Genomic DNA, 19,276 nt, shown 5'->3' with positions numbered 1-19,276 from the left:
TAATTGGTAATTGGTAATTGGTAATTGGTAATTGGTAATTGGTAATTGGTAATTGGTAATTGGTAATTGGTAATTGGTAATTGGTAATTGGTAATTGGTAATTGGGGTTGGAGATTATTTTTCTTCCTTGTTCCTCCTTGTTCCTCCTTGTTCTTCTTTCTGACTCCTGATTCCTGATTTCTGATTTCTGACTACTATTAAAATTTAGTTTTGTTTCACAGGTGTTATTTATAACTGATTTTGTGAGAGAACAATTGTAGAAAGGTAGATATAGTAAGAATATTCTGCAAAATTACACATTTATTTGGATAAAAATATATGACTTTGGCAGCGGAAAAACCCAGTAGTTCTGGCTCAATATTACCATTAGATCAAGAGCCTAAATCCAGTCCTGAACATGATCCCCTGAAAACTGCTCAGGGTGTTTATGTCACGGTTCATGGTCATTTTTATCAACCTCCTAGAGAAAATCCTTATCTTGATGCGATTGAACGTCAACCCAGTGCTAGTCCTTTTCATGACTGGAATGAGCGCATTCATTGGGAGTGCTATCGTCCTAATGCCTTTGCTAGAGTCTTAAATGACCGAGGTGAAATTGTGAAGATTGTGAATAATTATGAATACATGAGCTTTAACATTGGGCCAACGCTGATGTCGTGGTTAGAACGCTACGATGGGTCCGTTTATCAGCGGATTTTGGAGGCTGATGCTAAAAGCTGCGATCGCCTAAATGGTCATGGGAATGCGATCGCTCAAGTCTATAATCACATTATCCTTCCCCTAGCCAATGAACGGGATAAACATACACAAATTCGCTGGGGTAAGGAAGATTTCCATTCTCGCTTTGGCCGTGATCCTGAAGGAATGTGGTTGGCAGAAACAGCCGTAGATTATGCCACCTTAGAAGCATTGGTAGCAGAAGGGATTAAGTTTATTATTTTAGCCCCTTCTCAAGCCCAGCGTTGTCGTCCTTTCCCCACAGATGATGATTCTGATAGTCAATGGCATGAGGTGGGTGGTAATCAGATTGATCCTACTCGTCCTTACCGTTGTTATTTAGATAGCGATGAATCTGCAAACAAATCAACTGCCTATATTGATATCTTTTTCTATGATGGTCCGATTTCGCGGGATATGGGTTTTAGTGATGTTGTCTACAATTCCCATCATTTTGCGGGACGCATTGGGGCAGCTATTCGCGGGGATCATCGTCAGTCCCAATTAATTTCTGTAGCTACCGATGGGGAAACCTTTGGACATCACAAAAAAGGCACAGAAAAGACTTTAGCCTATGCTTTTATTGGTGAGTTTCCCCGTCATGGTTGGACTGTCACCAATTTTGCCCATTATTTGAGTTTAAATCCTCCCTCTTGGGAAGTAAAAATCAAGTCTGTGACGGCTTGGAGTTGCGCCCATGGTGTGGATAGATGGCAAGATGATTGTGGTTGTGGTGGTGAAGGGGGCGTGTGGCATCAAAAATGGCGACGGCCGTTAAGAAATGCGTTAAATTGGCTGCGGGATCAGTTAATTGATGTTTATGAGGAATATGGCGGTACATTATTTCGTGATCCTTGGCAAGCGCGGGACGAATATGTTCATGTCATGGGCGATCGCACTCCCGCTAATATTAACCGGTTTCTATCCCGCCATCAAACTCGCAAACTCCAAGCGGTTGAACAGGTAGAAGCTTTACGCTTGTTGGAAATGCAGCGTCACTCTTTACTGATGTTTACCAGTTGCGGCTGGTTTTTTGAGGAAATTTCCCGTCCAGAGGGAACACAAATTTTGCGTTATGCCTCCCGTGCTTTAGAATTAGCCGGAGATGTGGCAGGTATCCAATTAGAAAAGGAGTTTCTTAAACGTCTAGGTTTAGCCCCTAGCAATGTGGAAGAGTTTAAACATGGGGCTGAGATATATCGTCAGTTGGTGCTAACTGCCCAAATTGGCTTTAAACAAGTTGCTGCCCATTACGCCATTACTTCCCTATTTAATCATCACCAAAATACTGCCCCTGGACAAGAGACAGATAAACACCCCCATAATCATCATCAGCGTGTTTACTGCTATGATGCCCATGAGCTAGATTATCATAAGCAAAGCCTGGGACCATTAACTATGGCGGTGGGGCATTTGCAGCTAGTGTCAAATATTACTTGGGAAAATGAAAATTTAGTATTTGCGGTTTTGCATTTGGGTGGTTGGGATTTTCATTGCTGTATTCAAAAGTTTGAAGGACGACGTAACTATAGTCAAATCAGAGAAAAGCTGTTTGCAGCCTTGCAACAGGCTAGTATCGCTCATGTTATTTTGGTGATGACTCAACTATTTGGTGATGAAGCCTTTAGTTTGCAAACTTTATTTGCGGAAGAACGTCACCGCATTATGCGGTTGTTGAGTCAGGAAACACTGGCACGATTAGACCAGTTATATACTCAAGCCTATAGGGATAATTACGGTGTAATTATGGCCTTTCATCGGGATGAGTTGGAAGTACCACGAGAATTACAGGTAGCAGCGGAGATTGCTTTGGGTTATCGTTGTTTAACAGCTTTAAAATCTCTAGAACAAGATATTAGCGAACTACAATTAAGCTGGAATCTGATTGTAGAATTAGAAGCGATCGCTACTGAAGCCAAACATCTCCGTTGTCAATTAAATATCCCCGATGGTAATCAAATTCTAGAACAATTGATAGTCCGGTTATTGTGGCAATTATTGTATGATGCCAATAGCAAAATAGATACAGATATCCAACGTTTAGAACGATTGATTGATGTTGGTCATAAATTACATCTTGGCATTAATTTAAACCATTCCCAAGAACTTTACTGGAGTTGTTTACACAGTCAAATATTGCCACGAATTACCAGTATTGATAATGAAGCCGAAACTACTCAATGTCGTCAATTGCTAAAATTAGGACAAAAATTAGCGGTTGATGTCAGTCCTTATTTAGATAAATTGGCTTAAATTTATATGGTGGGCAATCCCCACCATGATCTTACGGTTTAATCTTGGGGAGGTTTACAATGGTACGGATACAGCCACTGACATTTAAAGAGTCCATGAGTATGTTTTTCTAAAAAAGATCCAGTATTGTACTTTTTTGAGATATTAATTCCGGCTTTTGTTTTGATTTCATAAAGCCAAGGAAAAGACACTATCAGAACAGCCATAACACCGAAGAGATACAAAGAAAAAGTTACAGCTTTAGGAAATTTGCGGGACTGAAAATTGATTTTTTTAGGCATAGAAGTGGTAAACCCAATGTCTATTATAGCTTAAAGATGTCTATTATAGCTTAAAAATCAAAATATGGTTTTGATTAGGTTAAGGTTAAAAATAGTTATGTCGTAGGTTGGGCTGGCAGAAGGAAACCCAACAAAACTCTTGATAATGTTGGGTTTTGCTATCACTCAACCCAACCTACATTTCCTTAACCTAACGAGTAAGTAGGTTAGCATTGAAAATCGTCGCTATGGCAAGGCAAGAGGCAAGAGGCAAGAGGGTTTGGGAGATTTTACTTTTCGTTACATATTACTCTTCGAGAAGCCGCTTCGCGTCTACGGTTTTTTTCCGTTCACCTACTTATTACAATGGGAACTATTTTTATCATCCAGAAACAGAAAAAGGAATCTAGAAAATAAATTGTGTTAATTAAAGAAGATTATCATTTAATCAAGCAGATTAGTAAAAGGGGATTTTGTCAAACATTTCTCGCTGTAGATGAAAGTCAATTTCCGCCAATTCCTTGTGTTATTCACCAATTTTCATCTCAATATCAAACACTGGAAAATTTTCAATGTCAGGTAGAGAAATTAACGGAATTAGGTAAACATCCGCAAATTCCTTCCCTAATCACACATTTTAAAGAAAATGAATATTACTATTTAATTCAAGAATTTATTGAAGGTGATAATTTAGCTAGTTTATTAGCAAAGCAAGGTGTTTTTAATGAAACTCAGATTTGGCAAGTTTTAAAAAGTTTATTACCAGTTCTCAAGTTTATTCATGATCATCAAATTATTCACCGGAATATTCAACCAAAAAATATTATTTTGCGGACTGTAAATCAAAGTCAAGATTTATTAGATAATCTAGTTTTAGTTGATTTTGCTGCAATGAAATTTGTCAATATCAATGAATCTAAAGATGATTTAGTTGGTAGTCCAGAATATATTTCCCCAGAACAAATACAAGGTAAAGCTGTTTTTGTCAGTGATCTTTATAGTTTGGGCATAACTTGTATTTATCTACTAACTCAAATACCACCTTTTGAATTATTTGATATTACTAATAATAGCTGGATATGGCGAGATTATCTCACCAATCAAATTAGCGAACATCTAGGACAAACCCTTGATAAACTTATAAAATATAATTTACAAGAACGCTGGCAATCAGCAGATCAACTTATTTATACTTTGGGAATTAAAGATCATTATTTGCCTTTATTATCCCCAATTAATCATCCTTTATGGCAACTTTCCTATCCTCTTGAAAATCAAATCAATAGTTCTATTAATACTGTGGCATTAAGTCATGATGGTAAAATATTAGCCAGTGGAGAAGATAATAAAAGTATTAAATTATGGGATTTAAACAATCGGCAATTAATAGCAAACTTTTCCGGACATACTCAAGCTATAACATCAGTTATTTTTAATCACAATGATACAATTTTAGCCACAGCTAGTGATGATCAAGCTATGAATTTGTGGGATGTGAAGACATTAGCAAAAATTCATCTTCTGACTGGACACTCACACGCTGTTAAATCTCTAGCATTTCATCCCCAAGGGCAAATTTTAGCTAGTGGAAGTTGGGATAAAACTATTAAAATTTGGGATGTGAATACAGGTTTAGGACTGAATACTTTAACTGGGCATAAATTACAAATAAATGCTGTAGTTTTTAGTCCCCAAGGACGACTTTTAGCAAGTGCTAGTTATGATCGCACAGTTCGCATCTGGCAATTAGAAGACGGAAAATTTAACTTATTAACAACTCTTTCCGGTCATACTTGGGCAGTTTTAACAGTTGCTTTTAGTCCCAATGGTCAAATTTTGGCAACGGGTAGCGGTGATAATACAATTAAATTATGGGATGTTGGCACTGGTGAATTAATTAGCACACTTTCAGGTCATTCTTGGTCAGTGGTGGCTGTAGCTTTTAGTGCTGACGGAGAAACGCTGATTAGTGGCAGTTGGGATAAAACGGTAAAAATTTGGCAAATCAGCACAAAAAAAGAAATTGCTAGTCTTGTAGGTCATACAGACTCAGTATCTAGCGTTGCTATGAGTCATGATGCAAAATTGATTGCCAGTGGTAGTAAGGACAAGACAATCAAATTGTGGCAAAGGGGACTGGTGATAGGTGATAATTTTACTTAATTACCCATGACCAATCACCAATTACCAACTACCAATTACCAACTTAAAATCATCAGGCGCTACCTGTGAAGGCAACCTCTGGAAATTTCAACTGTGCTTCTGCCATTGGGCGTTTTCTGCCTTCTTCTTGCCAGTAGTTAATCACTTCTGTGGCTTTGTTGAGTAACTCCACCCGATCAACATCTGTAATCCAGTGTTTGGATTCTAACTCTTTTTTTAGCTCTTCCCAGGCATCATTTCTGGGCCAAAAAAAGTATTTGGTTAAGGGGCTAGATCCTTTACCAACAACCTGATCAACTGCTAGGGCGACGTTTTCGTCTAACCAGAGAATTTTTAAAATGAACTTGGTCAATTACACCTCCGGGGAATATCCGGGTTTTACTTACTTAGTTTGCGACCTCTTATTTTAACTCAATCTTTGACTAATTGACCAATGAATGAAGAAATTTGGGAATCTTCTTTGTTAGCTGTTGCTATATGATTAATTTTGTTGCCTATCACGTCAGAGTTAGATGATTAAACTAATTAGTATTTTCCTGAGTCTGTTGCTGGTTTTTGGCTGGAATACACCAGTTATGGCAGAATCTCAACCCATTACCGCCGAGGAGTTGCAAGCAGGGGATGAATTAGCGACTAAGGCTTTTGCAGCTACGAATCAAGGTGATTTTGTGACAGCGGAGGCTTATTGGACAGAAATTATTGAAAAATTTCCTACCAATGCGGGATCATGGAGTAATCGCGGTAATTCTCGTGTCAGTCAAAATAAGTTACAAGCCGCATTGACAGACTATAACCAAGCTGTAAAACTTGCTCCCAATGTGACAGACCCTTATTTGAATCGGGGAACAGCATTAGAAGGTTTGGGAAGATGGGATGAAGCGATCGCTGATTATAATCGTGTATTAGAATTAGATCCCCAAGATGCTATGGCCTATAATAATCGTGGTAATGCTAAAACAGGTTTAGGGAAATGGCAAGAAGCGATTTTAGATTTCCAAAAAGCTACAGAAATTACCCCCAATTTTGCCTTTGCTAGAGCTAATTATGCCTTGGCTTTATATGAAACCAGTCAAACGGAAAAAGCTATCCGCGAAATGCGGAATATAGTCCGTAAATATCCTCGATTTGCTGATATGCGTGCCGCTTTAACAGCCGCTTATTGGGTGACAGGAAATCAAGGAGAAGCGGAAAGTAATTGGGTAGCAGCCTATGGACTAGATACCCGTTATAAAGATATTAATTGGGTCACAAATATCCGCCGCTGGCCACCGAGTATGATAGCAGCTTTAGATAGATTTTTGAAATTACAATAAATTAGCCAGTTATTGAAGGTGACGTTACCTCATTAACGCACTTTTCAATTTCTACAAAATTAAACTGAAAGCCATTTTCCTGCATTTTCTTCTCTTTGGTGACTTTTCCAAAATCGGCAAATTCAGGAAAGTATATGTCTCCCACAAAATTACCTTCAACAATGGTTAAATAAAGTTTATCGGCCAATTTGATTGCTTCAGTGTAAATCTGTCCACCACCAGCGATAAATATTTCTTCTGTTTCACTCATTTTCGCCCATGCAATTGCTTCTGGTAATGAATGCAAAACTACACAACCAAAGGCTTGAAAATTGGTGTCTCTGGTAAGAATGATAGTTGTACAATTACGAATTGGTTTATTAAAAGTGGCATAACTTTTGCGCCCGATAATGACAGGATGTCGTCGGATAGTTTCCCGATAATAAAGTTCATCACTGGGAATATTCCAAGGAATACCCGCATGAATATGTTCTTTTGTCGAGTCTGATAAAATTCGATTTTCAGAAATGACAGCAATGAGACTAATCAAAGGCATAATTTACCCCTATTTATTATTCTTCTACCCGATAACCCAGTTCTGCTAACCGCACTCGTGAATGTCGCCATTTAGGTTGAACTTTGACAAATAATTCTAGATAAACTTTCCCAGCAATTAGCTTTTGAATTTGTTGTCTAGCTTCACTACCAATAGATTTGAGCATTGTTCCACCTTTACCAATAAGAATACCTTTTTGAGAATCTCTCTCAACATGGATGGTGGCGAGAACACGGGTAATTTTTGGGCTTTCTTCGACTAAATCAATGCCTATGGCTACGGAGTGGGGAACTTCTTGACGGGTTAATAATAATATTTGTTCTCGAATTAATTCACCCATGATAAACCGTTCTGGTTGGTCTGTAACTAAATCGGGTGGATAGTAAAATGGTCCTGGTTGGAGATGACTAATTAATAAATCTTGGAGTTGCGATAATTCCGCTCCAGTTTTAGCAGAAAATTTCACACTTTGCCATTGATAGCTATTAGCTAATTGAATATAACTATCATCTATTTTTTGAGCATCTTCTGGTTGTTCATCAATTTTATTAATCCCCAGAATTACAGGTGTTTGACTATTAATTAGTAGTTCTGCCACATAGCGATCGCCTGGACCACAAGCAACAGTGCCATCAACTACAAATAATATCACATCTACCGATTCAATGGCAATTTTCGCATTTTTTACCAGCACTTCTCCCAATTGATGATGGGGTTTGTGAATACCCGGTGTATCTACAAAAATTAACTGGGCTGTTTCTGTAGTTACAATCCCCTTTAACCGATTGCGAGTAGTTTGGGATACTGGGGAAGTAATGGCTATTTTTTGTCCGACTAATTCATTCATTAAAGTGGATTTACCCACATTAGTCCGGCCGATAATGCCAATAAAACCTGATTTAAACCCATCCGGTGCTTGAGGAATCATTACCCCACCGAAATCAGTAAAAATATTATTATCAATATTAGAGACTTGTGATTCTACTTGCATTGTTTACAGTTATGATTAATAGATTATTTTGACTTTGATGGAAATTTTCTTTGAGACTAAGCACCAAGATACATTAATTATTGCATATTTATGGAAATGATAAAAATTGTCTTCCCTAGCATAAATCGCAAACCATAATTATATTAAGTACAGTATCTTTATCTAGCTCACTGACTATGACCATAGCCTCAACCGCAGTAAATCCTTATTTAGCAGGCAATTTTGCCCCCATAAACACAGAAGTCAGCACTGACAACTTGGAAGTTATCGGAGAAATCCCTCCAGAATTATCAGGGATGTTTGTCCGCAATGGACCGAACCCACAATGGAGTCCCATTGGTCAATATCACTGGTTTGATGGCGATGGAATGTTACATGGTGTACAAATCAACGACGGTAAAGCCACTTATCACAATCGCTATGTGAGAACTAGGGGCTGGAATATTGAACATGAAGCTGGTAAAGCTGTGTGGAGTGGACTTTTAGAACCACCGCAAATGGACAACCCCCACGGACCGGGGAAAAATACCGCTAATACAGCCCTCGTATGGCACAATCAACAGCTTTTAGCATTATGGGAAGGAGGTGCGCCTCATCACATCAACACTGCTGACTTAGCAACTATTGGGGAACATACCTATAATGGTAAACTAATTTCCGCCTTTACCGCCCATCCCAAGGTAGATCCAGTTACGGGGGAAATGATGTTTTTTGGTTACGGTTTTAGACCACCTTATCTACAATATGGCGTAGTTTCCGCCCAAGGTGAGTTATTACGAACAGTACCCATAGAAATACCCACAGCGGTAATGATGCACGATTTCGCCATTACGGAAAATTATACCATTTTCATGGATTTACCCCTGACATTTAGTGCGGAACGAATGATGCGGGGAGAACCGATGATGATGTTTGAGAGCGATCGCCCCAGTCGGTTTGGTATAATGCCTCGTCATGGTGACAACAGCAATATTCGCTGGTTTGAATGTCCTCCCTGCTATGTCTTCCACACCCTCAACGCTTATGAAGCGGGAGACGAAGTGATTCTTATCGCTTGTCGCATGAATTCCACTAATGTCCTGATTTCCCAGGATACACACCGTGACAAAAAAGGAGACATTCCTTTTTTACACCGTTGGCGTTTTAACCTTAGCACAGGTGCAGTCACAGAAGAACAACTAGATGATGTACCGGGAGAATTTCCCCGTGTCAATGAAAACCTGTTGGGGAGAAAAACCCAATATGGCTATGTGGGAAAAATGGCAAATAATCCAAATCCCTTATTTGGTGGTGTAATCAAATACGATTTTGAAAATGCTACATCCCAAACCCATGAATTTGGCAAAAATCGTTATGGGGGAGAAGCAGTATTTGCACCAGATCCTAATTCCACAGTAGAAGACAAAGGATGGCTGGTAACATTTATTTATGATGAAAATTCCCAAACATCAGAACTCGTAGTTATCAACGCGCAAGATATCACCAGCGAACCGATAGCGCGGGTAATGATTCCTCAACGTGTACCCTATGGATTCCACGGTATTTGGATTTCCTAATTGAGTAGGTTGGGTTGACGTATGTTACCCAACATTGTCATTATCAATTCTTTTGTTGGGATGCGCTGTCGCTTACAGCGGTTTCCGCTCTTATGAGGTATAAAGTCGAATGATGAAACTCTTGTAGTGCGGGCATCTTGCCCGCTTGATATGTACCTCATAACACCGGGAAGTGCTGTAACCCAACCTACTTGGTAGGATTTTTCTCAACTAAATCAGCAAACTTTTTTAATATTTCCCAATACTTTTCTCCCGCAACAAAAGATAAATCATTATGGCTGGCTTTTTCTACCCAAAAAGAAAGTTTGGGAGATGATACAGCAGTAAATAATTTTTCTCCATGACTAAAAGGAATAATTTCGTCAGTTTTACCATGAATGATCAAAACTGGACATTTGACTTTTTTGATTTTGTCGAAATTAGTAAATTTATCAAAAGGTAGAAGTGGCACAGGAACAACTACCCGAAAAATAGAAGTAAAGCTACTTTCAACTATTAACCCACCTACAGGTTTTTTTGATGCTAAATCTACGGCTGAACCACCACCAATGGAACGCCCAAATACTATAATTTTTTGGGGAGGAACTTTTAAAGTTTGAGTTAAATAATTGTAAGCAGTATTAATGTCTTGATAAGCAGCTTTTTCTGTAGGAGTTCCTTCACTTGTTCCATAACCCCGATAATCATAAGCAAAGACACTAAAACCCAAATCTCGGATTTTTTCTAACCGTGATTTAATATATCCCAAATCTTCAGCATTACCATGAGCATAAAGAATAGTGTATTTAGCTTGAGGATTTCGTAAATAAATTGCCGAAATATTTTTATCATCTCCAGTTTTTATTTTGAGAATATCTTGATTATCTTGATAACTAGATGCTTGAGGAAGAAAAATCATGCTGTCAGCACGGAAATAAACATAGACAGCAAAAAATGCGTAAATAAAAATTAGAGATTTTAACATTCGCTTCCAGGTTAAATCACCAATAAGTAGTTTTTTAAATTGCTGTTTATCCATATCTTATTTCTATTTCGCGCTCAGATACAAAAGAAGGAAGACAGGAAAACTGCATTTAAACAAAAACTCCTGTCTTTAATCATCCTTAGATGATTTGTGTCCATTATCTCACGGAAAATGCCTCGCTAAACCGTCGAGTAATTGGTTCAATAATGAATGTCAAAACTGATTTTTGCCGGGTGACAATTTCGGCATTAGCAGCCATACCTGGATTAAATTCTACCTCTTGTCCGCGCACATTCAAAGAATGTTTACTTAACTTAATCCTTGTCGGAAAAACCAAACCTAAGTCTTTATCAATTACGGCATTGGGACTGATTTGTAATACTTCACCTTCAACTACACCAAATTCTTGAAAGGGAAAAGTGGCGATTTTGACTTTTGCTTTCATTCCCTGGTTAATAAAACCAATATCACGGTTAAGAACTTTTACTTCTAGGAGCATTTCTTCTCCTTCTGGTAAAATTGATAGTAGTTCTTCTCCAGATTGGACTGGACCTTTGGTAGCTTTAATTTTGTAAATTGTGCCGGCAACAGGGGCTTTGATAGTTTCTCCGTCTTTTTGTTGTCTAGCTTGTTCTAATTGACCAGCAACAGTAGTTAATTCTTCTTTGCGTTTGTTGATTTGGGTGAGAATTTCGCTTTGACGTTCTGAGGTTAACCGGATATTTTGATTACGCGCTGTTTGATAAGCCTGTTCTGCTTGATTAATTTCTTGAAATTGAGCAGCCGCGTCTTTTTCTAAAGAAGCAATTTTATCTTTCGCTTCTGTTAAATTATTTTGATTTTTAGTAATTTCATCGGAATTTCTGATAATATCTGCATTGGCACGATTTAATCTTTCTTTAGCATCCAGATAATCAACTCTCGTTAAAGCCCCTGGTTCAACCAAGGTACGAAGATTTTCTTCTCGTTGTTGAGCAATAGATAAATTATTATCTAACATAGAACGGAGACTTTTGACATTCTCTAAGTTTTTTTGAACATTGGTAAAACTGACTTTAGCATTTGCCAAATTTTCTTGTAAGCGACTCAACCGAACTTTGGCTTGATTAAGTATTGATTGTTGACGTTTGGCTTCTGCTGCTGCTGCTGCTTGTTTGGCTTTATAGTCTAATAACCGGGAGTTTAAAAGTTCATCTTGCAAAATTGTTCCCGCAGTTTTTCCTCCAGAACGTTCAGCTTGTAATCTTTGTAAATCATCTTCAATTAATTTACTAGATTTAGCTAGACGGTTAACATCAGTTTGTTGAAAATTGGGGTCACGTTGAATGAGAATTTGATCTTTAGTCACGCGATCGCCTTCTTTCACTTTCACTGCTAAAATAGAACCATTACCCAAAGCTGTCACTGGTCTAACTTGAGTAGAAGCAATTAATTCTCCTGTTGCTGTCGCTACTTCATCAATTTCTGAAAAATGCGCCCAGGAAATTGTTCCAAATATCACAAAACTCATTGTTCCCGCTAATAATCTTGTGTAAAGCGGTGGTAATTCCTGTACAGCTTTACCCAATTCATAGGATAATTGTTCTTCTGGTTTAGCAAATCTCTCTTTCGTTTGACGCGCTTGCACAGCATTTGCAGCTAGGGAAAATTTCATAATTTGTCAGTTTTGTTAGTTGTTTTTTTTATTGAGTGATCCCAATTTCATGTAAGCCTGATAAAACTAATTTCTCAAGGAAAAAAGGCTTAATCTGGTAATTTTGTGAAGCTGCATTAAGAATTAATATGAGCAATAACTAATTACTAAATGTTTAATATTAATCTATTTCAATATCAAATATTGTCATGTAAGTCACTACTTTATCCAGATCCCCGACTTCTTCAAGAAGTCGGGGATCTATTCTATACATAATAGTTTTTAGAGAAATTATCTGTATTTCTTCCTACAGTTAGAAGCAATTTTATCTACAATATACGTTAATGAGCTAGTAGCTTACTGGCGAAGGAAGTAAAAATTAACTTTATGATTGATCACAGCGACACAATTGCATCTCGTCAAGAAGGCAAATTTCCAGGTGTGGGTGGACTTGATTTGTATTACCAAAGCTGGCATCCTGGAGGTGAAGTTAAAGGAATCTTAGCCATTGTCCATGGACTCGGAGGACACAGCGGACTTTACAAGACCATAGTTGAGCATTTGTTACCGAAAGAATATGCTATCTATGGTTTTGATTTACGTGGTCACGGACGTTCATCTGGTCAAAGAGGTTATATTAATACCTGGGCAGAATTTCGTAATGACTTGCAAAGTTTCCTCAATTTGATTCAACAACAACAACCAGGATGCCCAATTTTTCTATTGGGACATAGTATGGGGGGAGTGATTGCATTAGATTATACTCTTCATTATGTACAAAATAAATCTGAGTTGTCAGGTGTGATTGCTTTTGCACCCAGTATTGGTCAAGTAGGAGTACCGCTGAGTCGTGTAGTTTTAGGTAAGTTACTCTCCCAGGTGTGGCCGCGTTTTTCCTTGAATATTGGTTTGGATTTTAGCGCAGGTTCACGAGATCAGAAAATTTTAAATTCCTATACTCAAGATAAATTACGCCATACTCTCGCTACTGCTAGGTTATCTACAGAGTTTTTTACTACAGTAGATTGGATTCATACTCACGCTGAAAAATGGCAAATACCTCTATTAATTTTACATGGTGGTGCTGATAGAATCGCTTTACCAGCAGGAAGTGCAACTTTTTATCAAAATGTTACCTATCCAGACAAGTTAAGAATTGAGTACCCTGGAGGCTATCATGATTTACACTACGATATTAATTATGTTGAGGTAATCACTGATTTAGTTAATTGGATGGATAAACATTTACCTGCTGCGGTAGTACCATTAAAATCAGTGAATAATCAATAATAGGCGGTAAATAATTTAAAATAGAGATGTTCCAAATAACGTCTCTATAAGAATTTCAAAAAATACACATTGATATTTCATAGATGTCTAATGGCTAGGAATACGAAATAGATAAAAGCCAGCAAGTGTAAAAATGAAAATCGTAGTTGCAGAATAAACAATTACATCTTTCACTAAAAAGGAAATCCAATCTTTTCTCAATTCTTGTTTAAACTTGAGTTCTCGTAATTTACGCTCAAGCTCTATATCTTCTTTATCAGGTAATCTGGTATAAGGACTAATCTCTAAATCATCAATCAATTCTTCTGTAGCATTTGCATTTTGCCAATTATCTAATGGAGAATTAGAATCAGCCAAGACAATTGGCAAATTATCCTGATTTTGATTTTTGATCTCTTTTCTAATTACCTTTTTGACAATTTTGACGATTAAAGCTTCTAAATTTTTATCCGCCATATCTAGTAAAGTAAAATATTTTAATCATGAAGACTCAAAATAAATTAGTATTTTCTTCATTATCCAAAATACCGCCAAACCCTTTACAGGTATGACGGTGATTAGTTTACCTTTTATAGTTCCCCAATAATTTCTGGCTGATTTAATTCATCAGACATTTCGATAATTGCTCTGAGAACAGGCTTCATTATGGAATCTTCGTTATTTTCAAAATCTTCATAACGTCGCCGTTTAGCACGATTTGCAACTTGTACCGTAATGCGATAGCGATTTGATGCAGCACTAATTAATTCTTCTGCACGGTGCATGATTTGAGACTGAGTTGTCTCGAACTTAGAACGTTTAAGCATAATTGATAACTCTGGAGATTCTATCCCAGTTTACTCGGATTTTTCAATTTTAGAGATGGAAAGGAAAATGATCCTTGGGAAATTTGCCTAACTAAGAGAATCAAACTAAGAATTTGGCGCATTTGTTGAATTTGCTGTTTAAGTATTTGGTTCTCTAATCGGAGATTGCGAATTTTTTCTTTACCGATATAAATATTATCTGGTACTGTATGTAGGGCTGCATAACTAGCACGTTCATATTGATTAAATGTATCTGTTATAAATGCTAAAGTATCTTTTGCTTTTCGTAATTGTTGAGCTAGATAAAGGAGCATGAGGGAAATAAGGATATTAATCAGGACAACGATAGTTACCATTTTTATGTTGTTTGCCACTGATTTAATCAAAATTGTAGGTCTATTATATCAGCATTGTTACTTTTTATCTGGGGATCTCTTTTATTTTGAGGCATGACGCTGCTGAAAAAATCAAATAGGATTACTATAGAATTTTATAAATCATCCTTTGCCAATTTCTTCCATGACCGAAAACACAAAAGCAATAGTTATATTTGATATAGACGGGGTTATCCGTGACGTGAGCGGTTCATATCGTCGCGCTATCTCCGATACAGTAGAGTATTTCACTACCCAAGCCTATCGTCCCACACCTGTAGACATTGATCACCTCAAATCTGAAGGAATTTGGAATAACGATTGGGAAGCCTCCCAGGAATTAATTTACCGTCATTTTATCAGTCAAGGACAGCAGCGGCAAGAAATACAATTAGATTATGCCAACATAGTTACTTATTTTCAAAGCCGTTATCGCGGTACAGATACCAAAAATTGGAATGGCTATATTTGTCATGAACCTTTATTAGCGCAGCCGAGTTATTTTCAAGAATTAACAAAATCTGGTATTGCTTGGGGTTTTTTTAGTGGTGCTACTCGTTTGAGTGCTAACTATATTTTAGAAAACCGTTTGGGTTTACAATCTCCTGTTTTAATTGCTATGGAAGACGCACCTGGTAAACCAGATCCGACTGGACTTTTTGCTACTATTAATATATTAGAAAATGGTAGTAATCAAAAACCAACAGTTGTATATGTAGGTGATACGGTAGCAGATATGCACACTGTGGAAAAAGCAAAAGCTGTAGATAATTCTCGGACTTGGTTAGGTGTAGGAGTTTTACCTCCCCATGTTCAGGAAACAGTAGAAGGATGTGAAGCTTATACACAGAACCTAATACAAGCTGGGGCAAAGATAGTGTTGAATAATGTCCAAGAATTAACAATTAGGACAATTTCTAAATTAGAATTGTGATCTCATTAAATGAGATTTTTTTCATTACCTACCCGATATTCATTTAATTTGTAATCATAGGAAATTCATCAAAATGTCTAATTTAAAACTACCTGATGGACCAAAAACCCACCCTTGGATACAGACATATCAATGGTTAAAAGATCCTTTGGGATATATGGAAGAATGTGCTAAAAACTATGGTGATATTTTTACTTTGAGAGTTGGTCCAGTTTTCACTCCGCAGATATTTATTAGCAACCCCCAAGGGATTCAACAGATTTTCACCACAGATACCAAACAGTTAGATTCCGGTGAACCAGCAGGAGTTCAAGCCCCTTTATTGGGAAGACAATCTTTATTAGCATTAGAAGGGAAACCTCATCAACGTCAACGTAAATTATTAACTCCTCCTTTACATGGAGAAAGAATGTTGGCTTATGGTGATTTAATTAGCGAAATTACTCAGCAAGTTACTAATAAATGGCAAATTGGACAAACATTTAATATCCTTTATTCTATGCAAGAAATCTCTTTTGAAGTGATTTTAAAAGCTGTATTTGGTTTACAGAATGGCTCACATTATGAGCAATTGAAGACATTCTTATTAAAGATTCTCAATCCTAAACAACCTTTTTTGCGAGCCATGATGTTAGTTTTTCCATTCTTGCAAAAGGATCTAGGTGCGTGGAGTCCTTGGCACAAATTCTTACAGTTAAAAGCTGAAATTGACGAAGTTATCTATGCGGAAATTAAGGAACGTCAAGAAAAACCCGATTCATCTCGCAGTGATATATTATCTTTGATGATGGCTGCTAGAGATGAAAATGGTCAACCTATGAGTGATGTTGAATTACGAGATGAATTGATTACTTTATTGATAGCTGGTCATGAAACTACTGCAACTTCTTTAACATGGGCGCTTTATTGGATTAATCATGTCCCACAGGTACGAGCAAAATTATTGCAAGAATTGGATAATTTAGGTGAAAATCCAGATGCGAATGAGATTTTTAAATTACCCTATTTAAATGCTGTTTGTTCAGAAACATTGCGAATATATCCGGTGGCCATGTTGGCTTTAAATAGATTGGTAAAATCACCCTTTGAGTTGATGGGTTATAATTTAGAAGCAGGAACTATTGTTATTCCTTGTATTTATCTCACTCATCATCGAGAAGATTTATATCCTGATTCTCAACAGTTTAAACCAGAGCGTTTTTTAGAACGGCAATTTTCTCCTACTGAGTTTGTACTGTGAAAATGGTTGTGAAGGGGAAAAGAGAGAAAAATCAGCCAGTTATAGAAAAAGCGCGTTAGTTGATGTTTTTAAGAGGTGTGTTAGCTACGCTAACGCACCCATAATTTTTTTGCTCAATAATGTAGGATACTCAATAATAATTAAACTCTTTGATTTAAAACAGGTTTACCAGTAGATATAGCCTGTTCCACAATATCAATCGCTCGCTTTGTTCCCCCAGCTTTCTTAATTGCTGCTTGTAACCGCAAAGCATTCCTTTGATAACTATCCTCCGTCAACACCTTTTTAATAGCAGTCCGCAAATTAGTAACATTAACTTTTTTCACAGGAATAGCTTCCCCACATCCTGACCAAACTATCCGCGAAGCTACTCCTGGTTGGTCATTAGCAATGGGAATAGCTACCATTGGTACACCATTCGTTAAACATTCCAATGTGGTATTCATTCCTGCATGAGTAATAGTTAAATCTGCTTTTTCCAATAATTGTAATTGTGGTGCATAACGAACCACTAAAGGATTTCCTGCTATTCCTTCGAGAACTTCAGGATTAGCCGAACCACCCAAAGAAATTACTAATTGTGCATCCAACTCTTGACAAGCTGCAGCAATATTCTGGAAAACTGGTAACAACCGATTTTGTAAAGTTCCCATTGAAGCATAAATTAAGGGTTGTCCTGTTAATTTATCAAAGGGAAAATCAGCAACTTCCCTACCAGTTGCACTATGATATGGTCCGGTAAAATGAAAGCAATTAGGTAAATTTTGTCGAGGAAATTCTAATTCCGCAGGTTGTTGACTAATTTGAGCTAGTTGAGAATAACGTTGATTTGGGTCAAAGTATGCAGGTAAATTTTTATCTCGACGATAGCTTTCTATTAATTCTGTGATAGGTCGAGTAGCCCGATTTAATAATTTATAACCTAATTTATTACGCAGTTTTGCCCACAAAGCTGGACTATAAGACCAATTTGTCATGAAGGGGGGAACACTTGGCTCTCGATTTAAAACTACAGCACTACAAACAGTAATAAAGGGAAGACCAGAAACATCTGCAATAGTCCCTCCATAGGACATAGTTTGATCTATTAATAGTGCTTCTATACCTGCGTCCTTGATAGCTGTTGGGGCATCCCTGAAGGTAACATTAGTAATATCTCTAAAAATAGAGATGGTATATTTTAGTGCTTTCTGTCCGCTTAATTCTCCTAATTTATCAAAAGATGCTTTTGCTGAACCCAGGGGACATTCAGATTCACCAATAACTTTAAATTCTAAACCGGCTGCTTGTGCTTTGGATTGGGCATCAGGAATACCAATTAAGGTAACACGATGTCCACGCTGTTGTAGTTCTTTTCCCAGAGGTAGTATTGTGTTCCAATGTCCAGTTGAGGCGGGACACATTAAGCCATAATGAGTCATAATCGTGTTTTCTCCTTATTTATAATGATATATACCAGAAAACTGCCCCATAGATTCAACGCAGATCACTGTAGTAGGTTTGGATCTATGTTCATAATACTTTATTAGTGTAATATCATTGCGTCAGACTTTCCCCGAAGTCAACACTAAGGAAATAATGATTAAATCTTGGATGATAATTGGCAGTATCGCATTCTTAGTAGGCTTTATCGGTAACTGGATTACACCCAACCAGAGTCAATGGTTTCGGCATTTACAAAGACCCAAATGGTTAACCTTTGAATCAGTAATTCCCCTGATTTGGACTATAATTTTTATCTGTGGTGCTTGGTCAGCTTACATCATTTGGGAACACAGCCCAAATACTGATATAACCCGTTTAATGATGGGTTTGTACCTACTACTAGAGATATTTACTATAGCTTACAGCCCTGTAATGTTACGTTTTCGCAGTCTCATCGCTGGTACAATCCTCGGTGGTACAGGATTACTCATTTGTCTGTTAATCACACTTGCAGTCTTATCAGTATCCCTCTGGGCAGCATTACTATTATTGCCCTATTTACTTTGGAGTCCCATAGGTACATACACCACATGGCAAATGAGTCGTCTTAATCCCCAAGATGCTTAAGCAGAAAAGTTGAAAGTCTCTTTGTGTTTGACTTTCAACTTTTGATAATAGATTATATCCCACATTCCGCACCCCCCAGTGTCACAATCGGTAATTTCGGATTTTTGAATACCTGTGAGGATAATTTTGATACAAAATCGTCGAAATCTTAGGTGGCGATCGCTAATATCAAATCCCCAAACGACCATTTTTCGT

At 37.4% G+C, this 19,276-nt stretch carries 17 protein-coding genes and 2 pseudogenes; 8 read left to right on the top strand and 11 right to left on the bottom strand.

Annotation, left to right across the window (positions count from 1 at the left end; translation table 11 throughout):
* Positions 1-102, bottom strand: a pseudogene (locus tag PN450_RS23980) (alpha/beta hydrolase); the annotation flags it as partial.
* Between the two features lie 216 nt (positions 103-318).
* Between PN450_RS23980 and PN450_RS21325 the strand changes: the two are divergent.
* Both PN450_RS21325 and PN450_RS21315 read left to right on the top strand, forming a co-directional pair.
* Positions 319-2,970: a DUF3536 domain-containing protein gene (locus tag PN450_RS21325; protein WP_271837488.1), complete on the top strand. Its 2,652-nt coding sequence runs from the start codon at positions 319-321 to the stop codon at positions 2,968-2,970.
* A 680-nt stretch (positions 2,971-3,650) separates the two neighbouring features.
* On the top strand, positions 3,651-5,393 hold the full coding sequence (locus tag PN450_RS21315) for a WD40 repeat domain-containing serine/threonine-protein kinase (RefSeq protein ID WP_271837487.1): 1,743 nt from the start codon (positions 3,651-3,653) through the stop codon (positions 5,391-5,393).
* Positions 5,394-5,445: 52 nt separating this feature from the next.
* Here the strand turns inward: PN450_RS21315 and PN450_RS21310 are convergent, their stop codons facing one another.
* A complete protein-coding gene (locus PN450_RS21310; protein WP_015079494.1) occupies positions 5,446-5,745 on the bottom strand; it encodes a 30S ribosomal protein PSRP-3 in 300 nt (99 codons plus the stop codon).
* A gap of 160 nt (positions 5,746-5,905) precedes the next feature.
* Here PN450_RS21310 and PN450_RS21305 point away from each other — a divergent pair, with 160 nt between their 5' ends.
* Entirely contained in the window at positions 5,906-6,706 is an 801-nt protein-coding gene (locus PN450_RS21305; RefSeq protein WP_271837486.1) for a tetratricopeptide repeat protein, read from the top strand.
* A 1-nt stretch (position 6,707) separates the two neighbouring features.
* Here the strand turns inward: PN450_RS21305 and PN450_RS21300 are convergent, their stop codons facing one another.
* Positions 6,708-7,241 carry a dihydrofolate reductase gene (locus tag PN450_RS21300; RefSeq protein ID WP_148761644.1) on the bottom strand — a complete coding sequence of 178 codons (534 nt, stop codon included), beginning with the start codon at positions 7,239-7,241 and terminating at the stop codon, positions 6,708-6,710.
* A gap of 16 nt (positions 7,242-7,257) precedes the next feature.
* On the bottom strand, positions 7,258-8,232 hold the full coding sequence (gene era / locus PN450_RS21295) for a GTPase Era (RefSeq protein WP_148761642.1): 975 nt from the start codon (positions 8,230-8,232) through the stop codon (positions 7,258-7,260).
* A 182-nt stretch (positions 8,233-8,414) separates the two neighbouring features.
* On the opposite strand from era, the gene PN450_RS21290 reads away from it, so the two are divergent.
* The gene (locus PN450_RS21290) at positions 8,415-9,788 is read left to right on the top strand and encodes a carotenoid oxygenase family protein (RefSeq protein ID WP_271837489.1); all 1,374 of its coding nucleotides are present in this window, start codon (positions 8,415-8,417) and stop codon (positions 9,786-9,788) included.
* Between the two features lie 187 nt (positions 9,789-9,975).
* On the opposite strand, the gene PN450_RS21285 is transcribed toward PN450_RS21290, so the two are convergent.
* Together PN450_RS21285 and PN450_RS21280 are read right to left on the bottom strand one after the other, a co-directional pair.
* Complete coding sequence (locus tag PN450_RS21285; RefSeq protein ID WP_271837485.1) at positions 9,976-10,806, bottom strand: alpha/beta hydrolase; 831 nt, start codon at positions 10,804-10,806, stop codon at positions 9,976-9,978.
* A gap of 103 nt (positions 10,807-10,909) precedes the next feature.
* Positions 10,910-12,406, bottom strand: a complete 1,497-nt coding sequence (locus PN450_RS21280; RefSeq protein WP_015079486.1) for a putative HlyD family type I secretion protein — start codon at positions 12,404-12,406, stop codon at positions 10,910-10,912.
* A gap of 366 nt (positions 12,407-12,772) precedes the next feature.
* On the opposite strand from PN450_RS21280, the gene PN450_RS21275 reads away from it, so the two are divergent.
* Positions 12,773-13,675 (top strand): alpha/beta hydrolase, encoded by a 903-nt coding sequence (locus tag PN450_RS21275; RefSeq protein ID WP_015079485.1) that lies wholly within the window; start codon positions 12,773-12,775, stop codon positions 13,673-13,675.
* An 87-nt stretch (positions 13,676-13,762) separates the two neighbouring features.
* Here PN450_RS21275 and PN450_RS21270 read toward each other — a convergent pair whose 3' ends face one another.
* The 3 genes from PN450_RS21270 to PN450_RS21260 form a co-directional block, all read right to left on the bottom strand.
* Positions 13,763-14,131: a hypothetical protein gene (locus tag PN450_RS21270; protein ID WP_015079484.1), complete on the bottom strand. Its 369-nt coding sequence runs from the start codon at positions 14,129-14,131 to the stop codon at positions 13,763-13,765.
* Positions 14,132-14,244: 113 nt separating this feature from the next.
* Positions 14,245-14,481 carry a DNA-directed RNA polymerase subunit omega gene (locus PN450_RS21265; protein WP_015079483.1) on the bottom strand — a complete coding sequence of 79 codons (237 nt, stop codon included), beginning with the start codon at positions 14,479-14,481 and terminating at the stop codon, positions 14,245-14,247.
* 20 nt (positions 14,482-14,501) lie between these two features.
* Positions 14,502-14,855, bottom strand: coding sequence for an MreC domain-containing protein (locus PN450_RS21260; protein ID WP_235081973.1), 354 nt, complete (start codon positions 14,853-14,855; stop codon positions 14,502-14,504).
* 145 nt (positions 14,856-15,000) lie between these two features.
* Here PN450_RS21260 and PN450_RS21255 point away from each other — a divergent pair, with 145 nt between their 5' ends.
* Positions 15,001-15,789: a TIGR01548 family HAD-type hydrolase gene (locus PN450_RS21255; protein WP_015079481.1), complete on the top strand. Its 789-nt coding sequence runs from the start codon at positions 15,001-15,003 to the stop codon at positions 15,787-15,789.
* Positions 15,790-15,862: 73 nt separating this feature from the next.
* The gene (locus PN450_RS21250) at positions 15,863-17,029 is read left to right on the top strand and encodes a cytochrome P450 (RefSeq protein WP_271837484.1); all 1,167 of its coding nucleotides are present in this window, start codon (positions 15,863-15,865) and stop codon (positions 17,027-17,029) included.
* A gap of 140 nt (positions 17,030-17,169) precedes the next feature.
* Here PN450_RS21250 and PN450_RS21245 read toward each other — a convergent pair whose 3' ends face one another.
* On the bottom strand, positions 17,170-18,450 hold the full coding sequence (locus PN450_RS21245; protein WP_271837483.1) for a glycosyltransferase: 1,281 nt from the start codon (positions 18,448-18,450) through the stop codon (positions 17,170-17,172).
* Positions 18,451-18,607: 157 nt separating this feature from the next.
* Here PN450_RS21245 and PN450_RS21240 point away from each other — a divergent pair, with 157 nt between their 5' ends.
* Positions 18,608-19,081, top strand: a complete 474-nt coding sequence (locus PN450_RS21240) for a TspO/MBR family protein (RefSeq protein WP_271837482.1) — start codon at positions 18,608-18,610, stop codon at positions 19,079-19,081.
* Here PN450_RS21240 and PN450_RS21235 read toward each other — a convergent pair.
* Positions 19,078-19,276: pseudogene (locus PN450_RS21235) on the bottom strand (hypothetical protein); the annotation flags it as partial. The gene PN450_RS21240 and the pseudogene PN450_RS21235 sit on opposite strands and share 4 nt — an antisense overlap.

The sequence above is a fragment of the Dolichospermum lemmermannii CS-548 genome, assembly GCF_028330815.1.
GTDB classification, from domain to species: Bacteria; Cyanobacteriota; Cyanobacteriia; order Cyanobacteriales; family Nostocaceae; genus Dolichospermum; species Dolichospermum lemmermannii.
This window is presented reverse-complemented; position numbering and strand designations above follow the sequence as displayed.

What these genes read in the sequence shown, in the direction of transcription:
- PN450_RS21240 (WP_271837482.1), top strand. Translation starts at nt 18,608, where the DNA reads ATGATTAAATCTTGGATGATAATTGGCAGTATCGCATTCTTAGTAGGC.
- PN450_RS21255 (WP_015079481.1), top strand. Translation starts at nt 15,001, where the DNA reads ATGACCGAAAACACAAAAGCAATAGTTATATTTGATATAGACGGGGTT.
- PN450_RS21250 (WP_271837484.1), top strand. Translation starts at nt 15,863, where the DNA reads ATGTCTAATTTAAAACTACCTGATGGACCAAAAACCCACCCTTGGATA.
- PN450_RS21245 (WP_271837483.1), bottom strand. Translation starts at nt 18,450, where the DNA reads ATGACTCATTATGGCTTAATGTGTCCCGCCTCAACTGGACATTGGAAC.
- PN450_RS21280 (WP_015079486.1), bottom strand. Translation starts at nt 12,406, where the DNA reads ATGAAATTTTCCCTAGCTGCAAATGCTGTGCAAGCGCGTCAAACGAAA.
- PN450_RS21300 (WP_148761644.1), bottom strand. Translation starts at nt 7,241, where the DNA reads ATGCCTTTGATTAGTCTCATTGCTGTCATTTCTGAAAATCGAATTTTA.
- PN450_RS21270 (WP_015079484.1), bottom strand. Translation starts at nt 14,131, where the DNA reads ATGGCGGATAAAAATTTAGAAGCTTTAATCGTCAAAATTGTCAAAAAG.
- era (WP_148761642.1), bottom strand. Translation starts at nt 8,232, where the DNA reads ATGCAAGTAGAATCACAAGTCTCTAATATTGATAATAATATTTTTACT.
- PN450_RS21285 (WP_271837485.1), bottom strand. Translation starts at nt 10,806, where the DNA reads ATGGATAAACAGCAATTTAAAAAACTACTTATTGGTGATTTAACCTGG.
- PN450_RS21275 (WP_015079485.1), top strand. Translation starts at nt 12,773, where the DNA reads ATGATTGATCACAGCGACACAATTGCATCTCGTCAAGAAGGCAAATTT.
- PN450_RS21325 (WP_271837488.1), top strand. Translation starts at nt 319, where the DNA reads ATGACTTTGGCAGCGGAAAAACCCAGTAGTTCTGGCTCAATATTACCA.
- PN450_RS21305 (WP_271837486.1), top strand. Translation starts at nt 5,906, where the DNA reads ATGATTAAACTAATTAGTATTTTCCTGAGTCTGTTGCTGGTTTTTGGC.
- PN450_RS21265 (WP_015079483.1), bottom strand. Translation starts at nt 14,481, where the DNA reads ATGCTTAAACGTTCTAAGTTCGAGACAACTCAGTCTCAAATCATGCAC.